Genomic DNA, 1,722 nt, shown 5'->3' with positions numbered 1-1,722 from the left:
TACTCAACGTGGCTCAGCCGCGGCGAACGATGGTCAATCTCTACTGGCAGACATACGCGACGGACATTGAACCGCCGACTTGTATGAGGTGCACGGGACGCGGTGGTAGATGATCTAGTGTGTCGCGCCTGAGATTCCCGCTCTATGTTGCTATGGTTTCGGGATGTCCCGCGCTGAACGTGCCGAGGCCGAGTTCCTGTTGACCGACGCCGAGCGGGCACAGCTGCTGGGGTGGGCGCATGGGGAGTCGGCGCGGTTGGCGGTGCGGGCGAAGATCGTGCTCGCGTGCGCCGAGCCCGGGGTGGTCTACGAACGGCTGGCCGCCGAGTTGGGTGTGACCACGATGACCGTGGGCGCCTGGCGGAAACGGTTCACCCGAGCCCGGTGCGACGGACTGGCGGATGGCCGGCGGTCGGGACGACCGAAGGCGGAGCTGGTGGTGACCGACGCCGAGCGGGAGCAGCTGACCCGGTGGGCGCGGCGGGCGAAGACCGCGCAGGCGTTGGCGCTGCGGTCGAAGATCGTGCTGGCCTGCGCGGACGGGCGGTCCAATGCCGAGGTAGCGACCCGGTTGCGGGTGACGCCCGGGACGGTGACCCGCTGGCGCGCCCGGTTCGTGGCCCACCGGCTCGACGGGCTGGTCGACGAGCCGCGCCCCGGCCGGCCGCCCTCGATCTTGCTCGACCAGGTCGAGGACGTCGTGATCGCCACGCTGGAGCAGACCCCGCCCAACGCCACACACTGGTCTCGCGCCTCGATGGCGGCACGCACTGGGCTGAGCCGCTCGACGATCGGGCGGATCTGGCGGCAGTTCGAGCTCAAGCCCCACGTGCAGGACTTCTTCAAGCTCTCGACCGACCCGCAGTTCGTGGACAAGGTGGTCGACGTGGTCGGGCTCTACCACCACCCACCCGAGGCCGCGGTGGTGTTGTGCGTGGACGAGAAGTCCGGCATGCAGGCCCTGGACCGCTCCCAACCGGTGCTGCCGATGATGCCCGGCATGCCGGCGCGGCAGACCCCCGACTACGTCCGGCACGGCACCACCAGCCTGTTCGCCGCGTTCAACATCGCCGACGGCAGCGTCATCTCCGCACTGCACCGCCAGCACCGAGCGGTCGAGTTCCGCAAGTTCCTCGCTGCGATCGACAAAGCCGTGCCGGCCGAGCTGGATGTGCATCTGATCTGCGACAACCTGGCCACCCACAAGACCCCGGCGATCCGCGACTGGCTGGCCCGCCATCCCCGCTTCCACCTGCACTTCACCCCGACCGGCTCGTCCTGGATCAACCAGGTCGAACGCTGGTTCGGAATCCTCACCGACCAACTCATCCGGCGCGGGGTCCACCGAAGCGTCGTCGCCCTCGAGAACGACGTCCGCGAGTGGATCAAGAATTGGAACGAGGACCCGAAACCGTTCATCTGGACCAAGACCGCCGAGGACATCCTCCAGTCCTTAGCGAAATATATCGCGAAGATCTCCGGCGCAGGACACTCGGGCGGTGCCGAGGTTGGCGATGATGAGGACGAGCTCGAGGACAGCGCCCAAAGCGACGCTTGCGATGGGGTCGGCGCCGGCTCCGGTGATGGAGTCGGGGGTCCCGCACCGGGGCGTAGAGGATGAAGTACGCCGGGATCGAGGTGACGAAGGTGGCCACCATCAACCAGCCGGTCAGGGTGGCGATCGTCTTCGTGTCCCTGTGTGGCGCACCGCCGGCCCGATGG

General features: G+C 67.8%; 1 pseudogene. It reads left to right on the top strand.

The features are described from left to right. Positions 1 to 163: 163 nt before the first annotated feature. Positions 164 to 1,474 (top strand): annotated as a pseudogene (locus VF542_RS06530) (IS630 family transposase); the annotation flags it as partial. Between the last annotated feature and the right edge of the window lie 248 nt (positions 1,475 to 1,722).

Origin of the sequence: Jatrophihabitans sp., from assembly GCF_036389215.1 — a bacterium.
Classification (GTDB): domain Bacteria; phylum Actinomycetota; class Actinomycetes; order Mycobacteriales; family Jatrophihabitantaceae; genus Jatrophihabitans_A.
Note: the sequence above shows the minus strand (reverse complement) of the source record. Positions and strands in the feature narration are given on the sequence as shown.